The sequence below is a fragment of the Vibrio atlanticus genome (genome assembly GCF_024347315.1).
Classification (GTDB): Bacteria; Pseudomonadota; Gammaproteobacteria; order Enterobacterales; family Vibrionaceae; genus Vibrio; species Vibrio atlanticus.
Map to the genome: position 1 here is coordinate 577,710 of NZ_AP025461.1, position 18,475 is coordinate 596,184.

15 protein-coding genes are annotated in these 18,475 nt (G+C 44.7%); 12 read left to right on the forward strand and 3 right to left on the reverse strand.

All coding sequences use genetic code 11. The features are described from left to right. Positions 1–12: 12 nt before the first annotated feature. The gene (locus OCV30_RS18260) at positions 13–780 is read left to right on the forward strand and encodes a sulfite exporter TauE/SafE family protein (RefSeq protein ID WP_065678121.1); all 768 of its coding nucleotides are present in this window, start codon (positions 13–15) and stop codon (positions 778–780) included. 166 nt (positions 781–946) lie between these two features. Here the strand turns inward: OCV30_RS18260 and OCV30_RS18265 are convergent, their stop codons facing one another. Next, positions 947–2,665: a cobaltochelatase CobT-related protein gene (locus OCV30_RS18265; RefSeq protein ID WP_065678122.1), complete on the reverse strand. Its 1,719-nt coding sequence runs from the start codon at positions 2,663–2,665 to the stop codon at positions 947–949. Between the two features lie 3 nt (positions 2,666–2,668). Continuing rightward, a complete protein-coding gene (locus OCV30_RS18270; RefSeq protein ID WP_065678123.1) occupies positions 2,669–3,652 on the reverse strand; it encodes an AAA family ATPase in 984 nt (327 codons plus the stop codon). A 262-nt stretch (positions 3,653–3,914) separates the two neighbouring features. Here OCV30_RS18270 and xsc point away from each other — a divergent pair, with 262 nt between their 5' ends. From xsc to OCV30_RS18320, 10 genes are all read left to right on the forward strand, one after another. Then, on the forward strand, positions 3,915–5,726 hold the full coding sequence (gene xsc, locus OCV30_RS18275) for a sulfoacetaldehyde acetyltransferase (protein WP_004731917.1): 1,812 nt from the start codon (positions 3,915–3,917) through the stop codon (positions 5,724–5,726). A 354-nt stretch (positions 5,727–6,080) separates the two neighbouring features. Then, the gene (locus tag OCV30_RS18280; RefSeq protein ID WP_065678124.1) at positions 6,081–6,896 is read left to right on the forward strand and encodes an FRG domain-containing protein; all 816 of its coding nucleotides are present in this window, start codon (positions 6,081–6,083) and stop codon (positions 6,894–6,896) included. A gap of 263 nt (positions 6,897–7,159) precedes the next feature. After that, entirely contained in the window at positions 7,160–7,597 is a 438-nt protein-coding gene (locus OCV30_RS18285) for a nuclear transport factor 2 family protein (RefSeq protein ID WP_016767899.1), read from the forward strand. Positions 7,598–7,645: 48 nt separating this feature from the next. Then, positions 7,646–9,112, forward strand: coding sequence for an NAD(P)/FAD-dependent oxidoreductase (locus OCV30_RS18290; protein ID WP_065678125.1), 1,467 nt, complete (start codon positions 7,646–7,648; stop codon positions 9,110–9,112). A 117-nt stretch (positions 9,113–9,229) separates the two neighbouring features. Further along, positions 9,230–10,231, forward strand: coding sequence for a TRAP transporter substrate-binding protein (locus tag OCV30_RS18295; protein ID WP_010431300.1), 1,002 nt, complete (start codon positions 9,230–9,232; stop codon positions 10,229–10,231). A gap of 164 nt (positions 10,232–10,395) precedes the next feature. Then, entirely contained in the window at positions 10,396–10,938 is a 543-nt protein-coding gene (locus OCV30_RS18300) for a TRAP transporter small permease (protein WP_009845769.1), read from the forward strand. 37 nt (positions 10,939–10,975) lie between these two features. Next, positions 10,976–12,316, forward strand: a complete 1,341-nt coding sequence (locus OCV30_RS18305; RefSeq protein WP_009845768.1) for a TRAP transporter large permease — start codon at positions 10,976–10,978, stop codon at positions 12,314–12,316. 11 nt (positions 12,317–12,327) lie between these two features. Further along, positions 12,328–13,248, forward strand: a complete 921-nt coding sequence (locus OCV30_RS18310) for a cache domain-containing protein (protein WP_009845767.1) — start codon at positions 12,328–12,330, stop codon at positions 13,246–13,248. 235 nt (positions 13,249–13,483) lie between these two features. Next, positions 13,484–14,056, forward strand: coding sequence for an aldolase/citrate lyase/malate synthase family protein (locus OCV30_RS18315; protein ID WP_009845766.1), 573 nt, complete (start codon positions 13,484–13,486; stop codon positions 14,054–14,056). A gap of 495 nt (positions 14,057–14,551) precedes the next feature. Then, positions 14,552–16,159, forward strand: a complete 1,608-nt coding sequence (locus OCV30_RS18320) for a BCCT family transporter (protein WP_065678126.1) — start codon at positions 14,552–14,554, stop codon at positions 16,157–16,159. A 196-nt stretch (positions 16,160–16,355) separates the two neighbouring features. Here OCV30_RS18320 and OCV30_RS18325 read toward each other — a convergent pair whose 3' ends face one another. After that, positions 16,356–17,282, reverse strand: a complete 927-nt coding sequence (locus OCV30_RS18325; protein ID WP_065678127.1) for a M14 family metallopeptidase — start codon at positions 17,280–17,282, stop codon at positions 16,356–16,358. A gap of 175 nt (positions 17,283–17,457) precedes the next feature. Here OCV30_RS18325 and OCV30_RS18330 point away from each other — a divergent pair, with 175 nt between their 5' ends. Beyond that, on the forward strand, positions 17,458–18,363 hold the full coding sequence (locus OCV30_RS18330; RefSeq protein WP_065678128.1) for a DUF808 domain-containing protein: 906 nt from the start codon (positions 17,458–17,460) through the stop codon (positions 18,361–18,363). Positions 18,364–18,475: the final 112 nt, after the last annotated feature.

The window sequence follows — 18,475 nt, forward strand, 5'->3', positions numbered from 1 at the left end:
TTAGGATTGCTAATGGAGTTACCTGTTTTACTCGCCATTCTTGCCACTATTGCGGTGGGTACCTACTTCCAAACTGTCACGGGTTTTGGCCTCGGTATCATCGTGATTGGTTTAACGGTCAGCCTTAATTTGGTTTCCTTACCCGTTATAGCCGCTGTGGTTAGCATCGTGACCTTGTTCAATTGCTTGGTCGCGTTGATGGGTAAGCCACTGCTTGGTGAACTTAAGATTCTAGTGGTGTTAGTCATCGGTATTATCCCCGGCGTATCGATGGGGGTGTTCTTGCTAGACGAGTTGAGCGATTCGGCCACGAATATTCTCCGAGGATTATTGGGTGCGATGGTGCTATTCGCAGGTTTGAGCTTTATGTTCAAACCTAAAACCAGAAAGGACCGCTCGGCAACCGTATCGTTTTTGTTATCTGGTTTTAGCTCCGGGTTAGCGGGTGGGTTGTTTGGGATGGCAGGCCCACCGATTGTTTACCATCTCTATCGACAACCTTTTACGCTCGACCTAGTGCGAAGCACACTGCTGATGGTGTTCGCTTGTACGTCGATGTCCCGTACTGTCAATGTCTACGCGGCAGGCGACATGGAAGCGAGCATACTGTGGTTATCTGCTATTGCTGTTCCCTTGGTTGCACTTGTCACTATGTTTGCTCGGCGCTTCCCACCGCCGTTGTCCAATGATCAACTGAGAAAACTGGTGTTTATTGTGTTGATGTTGATTGGTGGGTATTTGATGGCTGTCTCTGCATGGTCGTTGCTCGCTGTCTTTTAATTGCTCGTTATTTCTTAGTTACTCGCTGCCTTTTAGTTGCTGCTACCTCTTAAGAACATTCTGATAAAAGGCTAGCGGCTTGCTAGCCGATACTTCACAACTCCCCGAAACGTTATTGGTCACTGCGTACATCTCCAAACAAAAAGCTTAACGTTAAACAAAAACCTTAACGCTTTAGCATCTCAAATACGCTCTTAGATAATCCAAATAAGCAACTCTCCTGCACATCTAAGGTGATGTTACTGCGGTAGTACGGGCTTAAATCGACGCCCATTCCCACACCATGAATCTCGATATGGTTTTTGTTTGATTCACGCTCGATCACTTGTTTGAGATGGTTATCCAAATAGAACTGATCGTTGGCTGTGCTGGTGGCAGTATCCATCGGACAACCGTCTGAGAACACGATTAAAACCTTTCTTTTTGCACTGTGCTGTTGCAACCGCTGACTAGCGAACTGCACCGCTTCGCCATCAATCCCTTCTTTAAAGATATCTGCTTTCCGAAGGCTGGCAATGCCAAGGCGAGAGCGTCTCCAATGTGTATCAAAATCTTTAAATACAATATGTCGAACTTCGTTTAAGCGGCCTGGGTGTTTCGGCTGACCTTGTTTAAGCCACTGCCGATAAACCTTGCCACCATTCCAGTTATTGGTGGTGAAGCCAATAATCTCAAATGGAATGTTGGCCAGTCCAACGGATTTGAGAATCGTATCCATCAGCAAACTTAGTTTGTGACTGTGTTTCTGCATTGAACCTGAGCAGTCCATCAAAAACGTGATGGCACATTGATGAGATGCACCGATATCAGGTTGATAAAAGACAGTACGATCCAATGGCGAAGTGATGAGCTTGGTGATGGTAGTGGCGTTAACAATGCCTTCTTCTAAATGGTCCTGACGTCGGTTCGTTTGTGGCGTGGAAACAAAGCGAGTGAGCATAGCGGCTAAGCGGCGAGTGTTGACTTGTCTCGCCATGATGTCATCGGTGAGCTTTTGTCTCAGTTCGAGTAATAGGGCGCGCCTGACGAGTTTGTCTGCTGCGATGACTTGATCAAATTCTGAATTAAAAACCTGATAATTCGCGCCCGAAAGCTCGAATACCTTGCTACTGCCTGTGATGTCGGTATCGACGTCTTCATCTTGAATGTCACCATCAACAATCAAGGCAAGCTGCGCAAGGATCTTAATGTCTTCTTCGACCGTAGGCGTGGGCGAGTTAGCACTTTCTTGTTCCTGGGTTATTAACTCTTGTGCAAGGGCTGCAAGCTCCTTGGCGCAGTGAGCAAACTGTTGTTGGTCGGTTCTATGTTGCTTTAAGCGCTTCAGGCTGTGCCCAAAAGTAGGCACGATGCCAGCGCGAGTCGATTCAATGGTTTCAGCAATAGGCTCCGAAACTGGGACACCGGTTAAGCGGGTGTGGATGACTTGCATCAGTGTAAACAGCAACATGCCGATTCGTGATTCGGTGAAGCCATTCTGATGATATTGGTCGCTCCAATACGCAAAATTGAACTGAATGCTGGTGGTTACACCTCTTAAATAAGATGGAATTTGCGATTCAATTCGTACCTGTTCGCAGAAATCATATAACAGACGTTCGACTTCGTTTTTCGGTCGCAATGAATAATGAAGAGCAGCATCTGAAAGTAAGAGTCGTAATGCTGATGAATCGATCTTGCCTTGCATCGAAAGCTTGCTGTTTTTCAACTCATGGCGAGACACAAAGGTGAGATCGTTAGTATGTGCAGACTGATAATAACAGGGGCTATTGCCTTTATAGAGACGTTCTCCCCGATAATTCAGACTCAACTCACCGCTGATCGCTCTGGCGACAGACACCCCAAGATCGAGGATCTTTTTCTGCTGAGAAGAAACATTGGCCATGGTTTACGACTCCGAGTGTGAATAGTTTTGAGTAGGCGTTTCTAAATCTTCACCAAAGCAACGGAAATAGTATTCGCTAACCAGTTCTTTCTCTTCGTCTTCACAGCGATTCAAGAATGACAACCTAAATGCCGTCGCTACATCGTTGAATATTTGGATGTTTTCAGCCCAAGTGAGCACCGTTCGCGGAGACATCACCGTTGAAAGGTCGCCAGCCCGAAACCCGTTACGCGTTAATCCTGCGGTGGCGATCATTTTCTCAACCAGTTGTCGGCCACTCTCATTATTCAGCTCTGGAAGCTTGGATAACACGATCTTAGTTTCATGCTGTGGATCTAAATAGTTGAGCGTAGCGATGATGTTCCATCTATCTAACTGACTGTGGTTAAGCACTTGAGTGCCCGAATACAAACCTGAGAAGTTACCCAAGCCAAGCGTGTTACAGGTAGCAAACAGGCGGAAAGAAGGGTGAGGCGTGATCACTCGGTTTTGTTCTAAAGAGGTGTATTTTCCGTCTTGTTCTAATAGTTGTTGAATCACAAACATCACGTCAGGACGACCAGCGTCGTACTCATCTAACACCAGTGCGATGGGTTGTTGAATGCTCTGAGGAAGAATGCCTTCTTTAAACTCAGTCACCTGCATTCCGTCTTTAATGACGATGCTGTCTTTACCTATGAAATCCAAGCGACTTAGGTGTCCGTCTAGGTTGATCCGCAAGCATGGCCAGTTCAATCTCGCGGCAATTTGCTCAATGTGAGACGACTTGCCCGTTCCGTGTGTACCTTGTATCAGTGTGCGACGATTGGAGGTGAACCCCGCCAATATAGCCAGCGTCACTTCAGGGTCAAAACAGTAATTAGGGTTGACTTTCGGCACATATTCGCCCGCATGTTCAAATGCCATCACGGTTAGATTGCTGTCGATCCCAAAGCGTTCTCTCACACTTACTGGTTGCGTTGGTATCAATTCCGCCTCTTTCATCATATTTCCCTCTATATAGCCCATCACTTGTCGCTGCTATCGCGATATGACATCGATTATTAACAGCTCCTCTTAAGTTAATGGCACTTTTTGTACGAAAAACTACCAATAATGTGATCCAGTTTTATTAATTAGAATGAATTGTTCCAATTTAATATAAAAAGTTGACGCGCAAAAATTCTACTACTAAGGTGAAAATGAATTCGAAAAAGAGACAATTCATTCCGAAAAATGAAATTTTGGTTAACTCAAGGAGAATGGAAGAATGAGCGAGCAAGAAAAACGTACGGTTGTTTCCGGCACAGTAACAATGACACCATCAGAAGCGTTCGTTGAAACTATGGTTGCTAATGATGTTACCGATATGTTCGGCATCATGGGGTCAGCATTTATGGACGCAATGGATATCTTTGCTCCTGCTGGCATTCGATTGGTCCCAGTGGTACACGAGCAAGGTGCTGCTCACATGGCAGATGGTTACTCTCGTGTATCTGGTCGTCATGGCGTAGTTATCGGGCAAAATGGCCCAGGTATTAGTAACTGTGTGACTGCGATTGCAGCGGCGTTCTGGGCACATAGCCCGGTCGTCATTGTGACGCCAGAGACAGGCACTAAAACAATGGGCTTAGGTGGTTTCCAAGAGTGTAACCAGCTTCCAATGTTCCAAGAGTTCACTAAGTATCAAGGACACGTAACGCACCCAGACCGTATGGCGGAATACACGGGTCGATGTTTTGACCGCGCGATGAGTGAAATGGGTCCAACTCAACTGAATATTCCACGTGACTATTTCTACGGCGAAACTCAAACTGAGATCCCTAAACCCGCGCGTTTAGACCGTGGTCCAGGTGGCGAGAAATCTCTGAATGAAGCAGCAGACCTGATAGCTGAAGCGAAATTCCCAGTCATCATTTCTGGTGGCGGTGTGGTAATGGCTGACGCAGTTCAAGAGTGTGCGGCACTGGCAGAAAGATTAGGCGCACCCGTAGTGAACAGCTACCTACACAATGACTCTTTCCCTGCGAGTCACCCATTATGGTGTGGCCCTCTAGGCTACCAAGGTTCGAAAGCAGCAATGAAGTTGATGGCTCAAGCGGATGTGGTTATCGCTTTGGGTACACGTCTCGGTCCATTTGGTACCTTGCCTCAACATGGCATGGACTACTGGCCGAAGAACGCGAAAATCATTCAGATTGATGCCGACAATAAGATGCTTGGTTTGGTTAAGAAGATTTCGGTTGGTATCTGTGGTGATGCGAAAGCCGCTGCGGTTGCTCTATCTGAAAGATTGGAAGGCCGCGCACTGTTGTGTGATGACAACAAAGGCGCTCGTCAAGATACAGTCGCAACAGAGAAAGCACTGTGGGAAAAAGAGCTTGATGAGTGGACACACGAACGTGACTCGTTCAGCTTAGATATGATTGAAGAAAACTCACACGAGACTCCGTTCTCTGGTGGCGAATATCTACACCCACGCCAAGTATTGCGTGAGCTAGAAAAAGCGATGCCTGAAGACGTAATGGTCTCGACGGACATCGGTAACATCAACTCAGTGGCAAACAGCTACTTACGCTTTGAAAAACCACGTAGCTTCTTTGCTGCAATGAGTTTCGGCAACTGTGGTTATGCGTTCCCGACCATCATTGGTGCGAAAGCAGCGGCACCTCATCGCCCCGCTATTTCTTATGCAGGCGATGGTGCGTGGGGCATGAGCTTGATGGAAACCATGACATGTGTTCGCCATAACATTCCAGTGACAGCCGTGGTATTCCACAACCGTCAATGGGGTGCTGAGAAGAAGAATCAAGTCGACTTCTACAACCGACGCTTTGTTGCTGGTGAACTTGAAAACCAAAGCTTTGCGGAAATCGCAAGAGCTATGGGCGCTGAAGGTATCACGGTTGATAAGCTAGAAGATGTAGGTCCAACCTTGCAAAAAGCCATCGACATGCAGATGAACGAAGGCAAAACAACCATCATTGAAATCATGTGTACTCAAGAATTGGGCGACCCGTTCCGCCGAGATGCACTATCAACACCGGTTCGTTTCCTAGATAAATACAAAGATTACGTATAAGTCATAGGAAGTTTGTCCGGCCACCGCATTATAAAGAGCGTGGTCGGGCAATATTAACGGGTATTGGCAAAGTGCTTAAGTGAAGAACGTAAACGCTTAGTTCAATAATTTCTACTTAAACATTAGAACACTAATTAAATGTTCCATCGGTACATAAGTGGTTCTAGCTATATAAATTTTGTCACTCATTATTATTGTACGATCCTTAACTAATGGATCCATAAATGGTCATTTTTGACGAAGATATATACCTATTGTCATTTTTCAATAATTACAACGAAACTAATTGAACCATTGATTAACGTGATTATTAATGCTTTAACTTTACCGAATATAAATTAAGTGACTTATTGTATGAATGTTGTGAAAAATAAACGTTATATAAGCTCACTCGAAGAGCTGTATGAAATAATCGATTCACTCATTGCTGAGTGTAGTGGGTATCGTGGTTTGATTTATAACGTGTGTGATTATGAAAATAATAACCTGATGCCAAGCTTAGGTCGCTCAAATCGAAAGAATATTCGCCGTGTCGAACAAGAACTTCTCTCGACCGTGAGAGTTTATGGCGGGCATTCGTTGAGTGCACACGAGATAAACGACTGGTTATTGATGTGTTTAGCCAAGAAACAGGGGTTTCCAACCCGTTTACTTGAGTGGACAGATAACCTGATTAATGCGCTGTGGTCTGTATGTCATAGCCAAAGTAAAGACTGTATCAATATTATTAAAGCCATTGATTATCATAAGGTTAGTGTTTTTAACTCACCCTGTGACTTCAATAGGACTCAGATATTCAATGTGGCTGATTGTGATCAGCAAGAGCAACGAAAAGATAAGTGGTATTCCATTCACCCATTTAAGGAAGGTGGCAATGATGCCATTCAGCCTTTGTACGATGAGAAAGAATATTCAAACGGTCTAGTCTCCGTTCATATTCTTCCATCAGCGAAAGTAAACCTGATAAAGGAATTAATCTCCATGAATGTTTTAAATGAACCGACAGAATATATTGAAGAGACACTGGCTGATTTAAAAAATGAAGCCCATGTAGATAGCAATCAAGCAACGAATAAAGGTGAGGGTAATATCGAATTACAAGTTAATACTCATGATCGCCAGCTTGAGCAGTATGGCCGAAAGTACCATCAAGATTTTGATTTCGACTAAAGTCTAATATTTCTACTGATTTTATTTAGAGCTCATATAAATCTAGTGATTACGAGATAAATAAAATTAGAACACCAATTAATTTATAAAAAGATGAAATCTGTGAGCTTAAAGATTGTTTATAAAGTAACTCGAAGTTAGAGTGACGAATCTTGTTATCAAGTTGTTAAATTTTCACAGATCTAGTTTAAATACTCTAATAAAAAGTGGCGCAAAGCTACTGAAATTTAAACCAATAACGAAAACATAAAGGATTCTGGAATATGAATATGCAAACCAATGCAGCGACATTCGTGCTGGAAAACCAAGTCGACACCGCCTTTTTACAGTCTTTTAGTGATGCATGGAATAACCATGATATTGAAGCGCTAATGTCGTTTATGACCGAAGACTGTGTCTTCCACACCGTGGCAGGAGAAGGCGAACTTGGCAACACTATCGAAGGGTACGAAGCCGTTCGCAATAGCTTTGAATTGGTTTGGCAGAACTTTCCAGATGCAGCCTGGAGCGACCCTGTCCACTTTGTGTGTGGCGACCGCGCGGTAAGCGAATCAACGTTCTCTGCGACTAACCCTGATGGCACCGTCATCGAAGCTCGTATGGTTGATGTGTTTACCCTGAAAGAGGGGAAAATCAGCGTAAAAAATGCCTTCCGTAAAACACGACCTCTTTTGACTCCTAACAACACTCCCAAGAGCTAGACACGAAACCACAACCCGTTCACGTGTTATGACTAGGAGAGTCGAATTATGAGTTTAGTAATGGAACAACCGGCAGCCGATGTGCCGCCAAAGGTGAAAAGCACCCAAGCACAAGAAAGTACCCAAGCAAAAGAAAGATACGATCCAAAATACGATCCACTTAAAGACAAGAGCCCAGGTCACGGTAAGGAATACGCCCCGACTTATTGGGTAGATACCGCAGGCGCACCACCTGAAGATGATGGCCCAATTACATCGGATATGGATGTCGATGTGGCGATAATCGGTTCAGGCTACACAGGCCTAAGTACCGCGATACACCTTGCTGAAATGTACGGCATTAAAGCGACTGTGATTGAAGCTAACCGTATGAGTTGGGGCTGCAGTACCCGAAATGGTGGTCAGGCTCAGTGTGCGTCAGGACGTTTGAAGCGTTCTCAGTGGATTGAACGCTGGGGACTAGAAACCGCGCTAAAAATGCACCGCGAATGCATCGATGGCATGAACACCTTTAAGTCTCTAATCAAAGACATTGATTGTGACCCGCAGCCGGGTGGCCACTTATACGTTGCTCACCGTCCAAAAGTGATGGCAACACTCGAGAAAGAAGCCAAGTTGCTACGTGACACATTCGATTACGATGCGCAGATCTTAGATGCGGAAACCGTAAAACGTGATTACGTTGGTGATCAAGAAGCGGCAGGCGCAATGCATGAGCCAGAAGGTATTGGCATCCATGCAGGGAAACTGGCGTTTGGTTATCTAAGAAAGGCGAGAGCACTCGGCGTAAAAGTTCACCCAGCAAGCCCTGTGATGGGTTGGGAAACACGTAACGGTGTGCATTACCTAAAAACACCAGGTGGTGTGGTTAAGGCTCGTTCTGTCGGTGTTTGTACTGGTGGGTATACTAGCCAAGGTTTGCATTCAGAGCTTAAGAATCGCCTATTACCCGTACTTTCTAACTCGATGGTGACACGTCCGTTAACTCAAGACGAAATCGCCGCGTGTAACTTCAAAACCAATCAGGTGATTACTGACAGCAGAATTTTGCGTCATTACTACCGTTTGTTACCCGATAACCGAGTGCAGATCGGTACACGCAGTGCCATCAGTGGCAAGAATGCACCTGAAAAGAAATACGAAGACATGTTGAGAGCGGATTTAACCCGAAAATTCCCTTCTCTCGATCAGATCAAAATCGATTATTCATGGTGGGGGTGGGTGGATGTTAGCCACGACATGATGCCAAGAATCTATCAGCCGAATCCAAAGCAATCCATATTCTACGCACTAGGGTATGGCGGCAATGGTGTGATGTACTCCGCTCAAGCAGGCAAGCGCCTCGCTCAGTGGATCGCAGGTGAAGGTCATAAGCTTGACTTGCCAATATTTGAATCAAAACTTCCGTTCCCCAACGTGAGGGAAGTGGTGGAATCTGAGATGTTTGCACCATTTCGAAGAGTAGGGCAACAGTTCCTTTATCAGTGGTATTCGTTAAAGGATGAAGTGCTTTAGCTACTCGAACATTGTTTCCAAAATAGGGAAATAGAACTACGACCAGGAAAGTTGTACCAGGTCACCTTGTGAGCAAAGTACAGGCAGGAAGTCTGTATGATAGGAAAGGTTAAGACTATGAAATTGATTAAAAATAAAATTATTGCTGGCGTCACAATTGTAGCAACAGCGATGCTATCTCATACCGCGGCAGCAGCAAATTTTAAAATGGCTATCGGCGATGCTGCTGGTGGTACTCAGTGGGAATTAGCGACATCATTTTCTGAATTGATGGAGCAAAAAACAGACGGTAAAGTCAAAATTGACCTGTTCCCGAATGGTCAATTGGGCAACGAGCAAGACACCGTCAACGACGCGGCAATCGGCCTTCTCGACTTCTCAGTATTGGCGATCAACAACGTGACGCCTTTCTCTCCAACGGTTGGTCTATTGACCATGCCTTATGTCATTCAAAGTGCAGAAGAAGCGGTGCTATTAACTCAAGGCCAAGTGGGTCAAGACCTTGTCGATAACACCATTCGTGATGCAGGCGTTCGTATCGTTGGTTGGGCTTATTCTGGTTTTAGGGTTCTGACTAACTCTAAAAAGTCAGTGGCTTCACCAGCGGATCTAAAAGGACTAGTGATTCGTGTTCCTCGTAACGAAATCATGATTGCTTCTTACCAAGCATGGGGCGTAAACCCAACACCAATGGCATGGTCAGAAACATTTACTGGCCTGCAACAAGGTGTTGTTGATGGTCAAGACAACCCATACATCACTGTGCATGCGATGAAGTTCAATGAAGTACAAAAGTACGTCACAAACCTTCGTTATATCTTCTCACTTGAGCCGCTTATCGTCAGTGAAACAGTCTTCCAACAACAGACGCCTGAAATGCAAAAGATCATTCTTGAAGCGGGTCAGGAAGCGACAGAGCACAGCTTTGCATACTTAGAAAATACTGAAAACAAGATCCGTGAAGAACTGCAAGCAAAAGGCATGGTCTTCACTGACCCAGCAGACAACGAGCAAGAGTGGATCAGCAAGGTCACTAAGTCAGTTTGGCCTAAGTTCTATTCAAGCATTGGAGGTAAAGACAAGCTAGACGACGTTCTTGAGTTACTAGGTAGAAAGTAACGATTAGATTCGCCCTATCTGCTGTTCTTCGCGACTTAATCACCTCGCGATAGAACGGTTAGATAGGGCATTTACATGGCTTTACTCGTTGATCTGTCCAGTACCTGATCTTTTTAGTACCGCGAGCGACTGGTTGTCATGTGGAAATCAACATTGGAGGTTATATGTCAGTCGCTAAAACAATAAAAAAGCATCTTAACAACATTGAGGAATATACATGTTGTCTGTTGCTAGCAAGCTTTGTCCTATTGCTGTTCACACAAATCCTTACTCGTCAGCTTTTCGATTACTCCATACCTTGGGGTGATGAAGTCGCTACTTACATGTTTGTTTGGTTTGCCTATCTAGGGGCTGTTGTTGCGGCCAAGATGTCGGCGCATAACCGAGTCAGTTTTCACTTCAAGTTCTTCCCCCCGATTGTTCAGACCGTCTGTGAAACCATCGCTGACTTCTTATGGCTGTTATTTAACGGCTACTTTGTTTATCTCAGCTACGATTTCGTGTTCAACAAAATGAATTTGTTCTGGAAGTCTCAGACGACAGGCATCCCAATGAAATACTTCTATATGATTTTGCCGATCGCATTTTCTCTAATGATGCTGCGCATTATCTGGAACAACTACGAGCGCTTATTTAAGGGCGCTAAAAACGAAGATCCTGAAGTCAAAGAACTGCGCAAAATGACGGCACAAAAGTCATCACAGTAGTCGTCACAGAGAATAGCCGTAATAGAGAGATGTAATAATGGAATCCTATTTAACTCTAATTTTATTTGGTGGCTTCTTAACCCTGTTAATTCTGGGTGCACCAATCACAGTATCACTGGCCGGTGCTTCAATGGCGGCCTATATGTTGCTCGACAAAAATCCCATCGCTTTAGTACAAATCGCGTTTACTTCGGTGGGTAACTTCCCGTTAATGGCGCTGCCAGCCTTTGTTCTTGCTGGCGCATTAATGGAGGCGGCGGGTATTTCCAAACGTCTGGTGGATATTGCAGAGAGCTTAGCCGGACCCGTGACGGGTGGCCTTGGCGCTGCAACCGTGATGGCGTGTTTGTTTTTTGGTGCTATCTCAGGTTCTGGCCCTGCAACCACCGCTGCGGTAGGCATGCTAATGGTGCCTGCAATGGTTAAGCGAGATTACGATAAGAGTTACGCATCGGCAGTAACGGCTGCATCAGGGGGCTTGGGGATCATCATTCCGCCATCCATCCCGTTAGTTATTTTCGGCATCTCAGCAATGGGATTAATGGCACCGCCTGAAGCCATCGCTCAACACGGGCAATTTGCTTCTTTATCTATTCCTAAATTGTTTGTTGCAGGCGTTGTTCCTGGCTTCATCATGGCATCTACACTCGTTGTCACTAACTATTTCATTGCCAAGCGAGAAGGCTATAAAGGGCTGTCTGAGAATTGGTCATTTGGCGAAGTAAGACACGCTTTGCGCCGCGGCATATGGTCGATACTGGCTCCATTTTTGATTCTCGGAGGTATCTATAGCGGTATGTTCACACCAACAGAGTCAGCGGTTGTGGCAATTTTCTATTCGCTGTTTGTGGGTGTGTTTATTCACCGAGAGTTATCGTTCAAAAGCACCATCAAATCATTATCGACAACCACATGGATTACCGGGCGTGTGTTGCTGATTCTATTCGCTGCAACGGTATTTGGTCGCTTGTTAATCGAACAAAAAATTCCGGTCGTGGTTGCTGAGTCATTATTAGGTTTTACTGACAACATGTACATGGTGTGGGCACTGACTATTGTGCTATTGCTTTTCGTCGGTATGTTCATGGAAACGTTAGCCGCGATCATGATTATCGTGCCAGTGCTGCTGCCAATCATGTACATGCTAGGCGCGGATCCAACCCACGTAGGCATTGTGGTGGTGTGTACGTTATCGATAGGTTTTGCTACACCGCCGCTCGGTGAAAATATCTTTGTCGCCTCGGGGATAGGCGGGGCCACGGTCGAGCAGATCACCGCGAAGATCCATCCCTTTGTTCTTGCATCCGTGGTGGGCGTATTCGTTATCGCTTTCTTCCCACAAATTACGCTTTGGCTACCGTCCTTAGTGGGCTATTAGGAGAAGTCACTATGAATATATCAAGAATTATCCTTATTGGTTGTGCCGTATTTGCTGTGATCAGTGGCATTGGATTGCGTGCTGAACATTCAGAAACAGCAAAAGAAAACGAGCCAGTCAATGTGCTCGATATTTCAGAGCCACATGTGGTCAGTGACGCGGAAAGAAGAGCCAAAACCCTGCTTGCGAAAGCGGTAGTGCACGTGCAAAAAGAAGGCGATGAAAGCGTTCAAGACTTCATGAGCGATGCTGAATACATCGATGGTGAGTTGTATGTATTCGCTTTGGGGATTGATGGCCAATTCCTTGCCAGTGGCGGTTCTTCAATGGTGTTGGTGGGCGACAGTGTTTTAGACACTCAGGACGTTTACGGTAATCCATTTTTCCGTGAAATGATCACTAAAGCAGTACACAACGGTTTTGGTGAAGTGAAGTATCACTGGACCAATCCGACAGATCGCATGGGAGAGCCTAAAACCACCTTCTTTGAGCGAGTGGGCGATGTGATCGTCGCTGTGGGCTATTACCCAGAACGTTCCAGTGCTGCTGAGGCGAAGAATTTATTGGCGAGAGCCATGACCGCGATAGTGGAGTCAGAACAAGAGAGCCTGACTGAATTCAATGACGCTGAGGGTAGCTTTGTTGAAGGAGATTTGTATGTGTTTGTGATGGATATGAGCTCTGGAAAGCTACTTGCACATGGTGTATCCCCTGAGCTTGTTGGACGTTCACATAACGAAATTCTAAGCCCTGACGATAAGCCAATTCTCACTGAGATGTTAAATCTCGCCAAAGAAAATGGCCGTGGTGTTTACACCTATCGATGGCTAAATCCCCTGTCGAGCAAAGTCGAAACCAAGCACACCTATTATCGAGTGATTGACAATAAGTTGGTTGGGGTCGGTTATTACACAAAATCAAACAACACGTAAAAGTGTGTCTAATGAGCTCTCAGCCCAATTAAATAAAGGGTTGGGGGCGGAAATTTTGGTTTGTGTAAAAAATCAATTTAGTAAAATTCACACTGTGAAATTTTTGTTGTGAAATTGTTTAAAAAATACAAGTAGTATGAAATACATGGAAGCCACACAGTAAAGAACACATTTGAAAAGGGTCAATCAGGATTTTTGACCTATATGAAATTCAAAGCCGTAAGAGGGAAAGATTATGAATATGCTGACACTAGACAAAACAGAACTTCACAGAAACCATTCAACATTTATTGCTGAAGCTGTCTTTGCCGTAGAAATGGTGAAAGCAGACAAGCAACTCGAAAAACAAAAAATGGCGAAACAGTTGCTTGATACTCTATTCCCTTTAGAGGCAGGTTCACACGAAGATGCAGTGAGCTACGAGATTGATTATCGACATGTTCAGGTTTACTTCAAAAACGGCGAGCACACTGGCCTGAAAAGAGCGAAGCACTTTGTCGCTTATGCGGGTGATAAATCTAAACCATCGTCAATTCTATTTCGAGACGAGAGCGGTACCCATGTTGAAGTGACGATAGGTGCTCGCAAAGGAACTGGTAATTTAGAGTTAGTGAACATCGAAGACATTCAATTAGAGACATGCACCACGTTTGGCCAAACTGAAGCGAACCTCTCTTCTGGTATTCGCCACTGGGTTAGCTTAGTGAAGGGTGATGAAAGCGGCCGACCAAGCGCATCGAGTGAAGATAAAGAGTTCACTGAAAAGAATGGCGAAGATTATAACCTAGGCTTTTGTTTCGCGATTTAATGTACTGCCTTTGAAATGTGCAGTCTCTGTGGCGAGAAGCGTAGCAAGACATAGCACTGACATTTGAATACTGATTTCTCTTTTACCTTTGGTAATTTCCCCGCCCCTATAGCGGGGCTTTTTTATTAGAGCTATAAATAAATCAGACGGTTGTTAATATTATCTGTAGAAAGTTTGCATGAGATTTTACGGTGTGTCATTTTAATTTAACGTGTTGTATTTTAATGTTTTTGTCTGTTCGTTTTATTGTGCTTTTATTGGGTTAACTATCACTATCAATGGCGGTCTGGGTAACTATTGAGCTAAAACTCAGTCAAAATGCTTTGAGCTGTGCTATAATACGCGCCTTGGGATTGAGCCAGTAAGTCCATTTATCACCAACCATTGTGATTTTTATCGCCTCTATTTAGGTGGTGCGGCGAGCCAATCAAGTAGTAATTGGATATGGAGAGCGTCCTTATATTCGTTGATTCGGATATGTGAACATCATAATTTATGAGTTTTAAATCAAAAAAATACAGTATCGATTCTACTGACTATCAAGTTGGTCAAGATAACGTCAGTAAATGGGGCATGGATGTCCACAACACTGTCTTCATAGCCTCAGTAGGCTTATCTCTTCTCTTCATCATCACTCTTCTTGCTCTTCCTCCAGCAGACGCTAAAGCTGCTATTGATTCTATTAAGGGTGCTGTTTTATCAAAGTTTGACTTCCTGTTTATGTGGGGAGCTAACATCATGCTAGCGTTTGCTTTTGTTCTAGCATTTTCACCGTTGGGTAAAATTCGTCTAGGTGGCGAAGACGCGACGGCGGACTATTCGATGTCATCTTGGATTGCGATGTTATTCGCAGCCGGTATGGGTATCGGGCTTATTTTCTGGGGCGTTGCTGAGCCAACCGCGTTCTTCACTAACTGGTTCGGCACACCATTAGATGCGGAACCTTTTACAGAAGCAGGCCGTGAACTGGCACTAGGTGCAACCGTATTCCACTGGGGCTTTCATGCATGGGCTATCTATGGCATGACGGCGCTTTGTCTAGCGTACTTTGTTTACAACAAAGGCTTACCGCTATCAATGCGTTCTGTGTTTTACCCAATACTGGGTGAACGAGTTTGGGGTAAAACAGGTGATGTGATCGACGTACTAACGGTACTGGTTACTCTGTTTGGCCTTGCGACTTCATTGGGCCTAGGTGGTACGCAAGCAGCAAGTGGTATTAGCCACGTGTTTGGCTTGGAAAACAACATCTACCTTCAGCAATCTATTATCGTTTTGATTATGGGCTTGGCGATCATCTCTGTGATGCGTGGCATGGACGGTGGTGTTAAGTTCCTAAGTAACCTGAACATGGTTATTGCGTTCATATTCCTTGGTCTTATCGCTGTATTGAACTTTACGACAGTGCTTGATTCTGTGGCGACTGCGGCAACGGGCTACGTGAAAAACATCGTAGCGTTGAGCCAAAGTGCGGGTCGTGAAGACACAACATGGCTGCATGGCTGGACTGTGTTCTACTGGGCATGGTGGGTTGCGTATGCACCATTCTTCGGTATGTTCGTAGCGCGTATTTCTAAGGGCCGTACAGTTCGTGAGTTCCTACTTTGCGTACTGATTATCCCAACATTGGTGACGTCGGCTTGGATGTCGATCTTCGGTGGCGTAGCTATCGAGCAAGTAATTAACCATGTGGGACAACTTGGCCTCGACCAAGGCATTACAGACGTATCTCTAAGCTTGTTCTACATGCTAGATGCTTACTCGTTCGGTAGCATTCTGTCAGTTCTCGCAGTCGCACTGATCATTGTGTTCTTCGTTACAACGCTAGACTCAGGCTCTATCGTTATCGATGGCATGACAGCGGGTGGTAAACTAGAAGTGCCAGTGAAACAGAAAGTGGTTTGGGCGGTTATCTCAGGTGCTATCGCGATGGTGATGTTGTGGATTGGTGGTACTCAATCTATTCAAGCTCTGCAATCGATCACGATCATTGCTGCATTGCCGTTTACGATTATTCTTCTGATTGGCTGTTTTAGCTTGTTGAAAGGTCTACTGACTGAAGTAGATAAAGGACAAGAAAACGTTAGTGAAACCGCTAAATAAAGTAATCGAGTATGGGGAGTAGATAGTTCGCTAATTACTCCTTATTCAGCGTTATTTCAAAGCTCTCTTGTACTATGTGTAAGGGAGCTTTTTTATGCCCAAGAAGAAATCAAAGACAAGTAGAAAAGACAAAAAAAAGAGCCACAAGTGAATCGTCACTTGTGGCTCTTTTTAGTTTTAGGGAGCAGCTAATAGCTTACGCGTTCAATTCATGTTGAATTACGTAATCCAAAGCACCGACTACAGCAGCAACTTGAGCATCATTACACTCTTCGTCAGTCACTTTGTCGCTGTCTGGGTAAACCTCTGTGGTTGTTCCGTACTTACAGTCGGTCACGCCGCCACATAAGCCAAGTTTCTTCATTGGGTAGTTGATCACACCGTGTTGAGTGACGTCTGAACCAATGATCTTGCCTTCGTCATCCGCAGGCGCAATGTGCGTTACTTTTTCTACTGAAGCAATTACTGCCGCTTGGAATTCTGGTTGCGGGTTTTCTGTATCGCCAACCGTGTAGAAACCATCTGGGATCATACCTTCGATGTACTCAATACCATCACGAGCAGCGAGTGCTGGTCGGAATTCAGTTTCATCAGAGTCTGTCGTCTCATGCAGGTCAACGTGAACCAATACTTCTGACAAAGAGGCCACTAAAGCTCGTAGGTTTGCTGATTCTTCTGCTGGCGTACCGTTATAGAAAGAGCGGTTTGGATCAACAGCATTTGGGTTCCAGCGGTTGATCACTTCGTAACCCCAAGGGCTTACACAAGGTGCTACTACAATGTTGAAGTGCGCTGCGTATTTCTCTGCTTGGGTCGCTGCAAATTTGATAGCGCCATGTACACCACTGGTTTCGTAACCGTGAACACCACCGGTTACCAGAATCGTCGGCTTTGACTCGTCCCAGTTTTTGCTCTTGATTGCGAAAAGTGGGAAGCGAGCTTCGTCGTAGCTCAGTGCACCGTATTGTTCGATATCAAAACGCTCTGCAAGTGCTTTAATCTTTGGCACAACTTCTTGTTGGTATTCACGCTTAACCGTTCTTTGAGCTAACCATGCTTCACGTTCTGCTTGTTGCCACTTTTGTCCTGGCTTACCAATTGGGTAGGTAGATTCACTTTTCATCTATACTTTTTCTTTTATGTTCGTGAAAGATTAAGACAGATTATTCCTGTCTAACAGAGACAGCAATAGAAAACACAACTTGTGACTTTATTTTTTACAGACTCATAACTTTGATGAGTGAATTGATGATGTTACATTTCATCGATGGTTCAATCCTTTTAAAAGAGACAATAAAATGGCTGGAGCAAGTTTATTAACACTGCTAGATGACATTGCAACCGTGTTGGATGATGTCGCATTGATGTCTAAGGTGGCAGCTAAAAAAACCGCAGGCGTATTGGGTGACGATTTAGCTCTTAACGCTCAGCAGGTATCCGGTGTTTCTGCTGAAAGAGAAATCCCAGTGGTATGGGCGGTCGCAAAAGGCTCATTTAAAAATAAGCTGATTTTGGTTCCGGCGGCATTATTGATCAGTGCGTTCATCCCTTGGTTGATCATGCCACTACTCGTGATTGGTGGTCTGTTTCTTTGTTTTGAAGGGGCGGAGAAAATCTTAGAGAAGCTCTTTCCTCATGCTCATCAACATGACGAGAAGGAAGAGGATACGAGTAATGGTGAATCCATAGAGGAATATGAGAAGAGAAAGGTCTCAGGCGCGATTCGTACCGACTTCATATTATCTGCGGAAATCATTGTGATTGCGCTAGGTACCGTAACGGGTACAAGTATCCTTACTCAGATTCTTGTCGTGAGTTTGATAGCCGTTGTGATGACGATTGGTGTTTATGGCTTAGTGGCAGGGATCGTTAAGCTGGATGATTTAGGTTTCTATCTCCAGCGCACGTCGAATGGCAGTACCATTAAAACCCGTTTGGGTAATGGGTTAGTCGCCTTTGCACCAAAGCTGATGAAGATGCTTGCTGTGGTCGGTACAGCTGCGATGTTCTTGGTTGGTGGCGGTATTGTGGTGCATAACGTTCCTGCGATTCATCATTTAATTGAACCGATTATTATGGATTTTAGTGGACATACGATTGCGACAGCGGTGGTACCGACGCTATTAAACGGTGTGATTGGGTTTTTAGCTGGCTTGGTTGTCGTTGCTGTTTGGACTGCGATTGGAAAAATGCGCGGTAAGTAATCGTTCATTATTATTTATAATAAGACAGTCTTTCATCGAAACAAAAAAGGGTCACCATAATTATTATGGTGACCCTTTTCGTTAAATGGAGGGCGTTTATTTAACAGCCCAA